Annotated in this window: 1 pseudogene; it reads left to right on the top strand. The window is 46.4% G+C overall.

What is annotated here, in order from left to right:
• Positions 1-509 (top strand): annotated as a pseudogene (locus R7Z49_RS27805) (phosphatase PAP2 family protein); the annotation flags it as partial.

Consider the following 509-nt stretch of genomic DNA (forward strand, 5'->3'; position numbering starts at 1 on the left):
TAGTCGCTTTGTGTACCGACTGTTCTTCGCCATTACCGCGACATCTTTAATGGTTTTGGTGGCACAGCAGGGATTTTCTCTACCAAGGCCGCATGTGTACGTGCCTATGGCTGAACTTCCAAACAGTTACGGCTTTAGTTTTCCAAGCTTGCCTATTGCGGTTTGGTTCTGTGTGTTGACATTTTTGTTCCAAAGAACGCACAGCTTTGGATTTAACAGTACCACGGTGTTGATGGCGGCTATTACGCTAATAGTCATGCTGTGCAAGTTCTTCCTAGGTTCTGCGTTTATTCTTGATATGTTATTGGGCGCCTTGTTGGGCATCTTGGTTGCTTGGCACGTATTACGTTTGGAAACGAATCCAGAGGTCAATGTTGATCAACTCCTCAGCTCAAAAGGAGTGTGGTTTACGTTGACTGCAGTGACTGCCGTTATTTCGGTGATTTGGCCGTTACCTGTGTTTGGCAACTGGTTAGCGATGTTGATCACGGCTTCTGCACTCGTGCTTA

It is taken from the genome of Vibrio sp. 1562 (assembly GCF_033340155.1).
Lineage (GTDB): Bacteria > Pseudomonadota > Gammaproteobacteria > Enterobacterales > Vibrionaceae > Vibrio > Vibrio alginolyticus.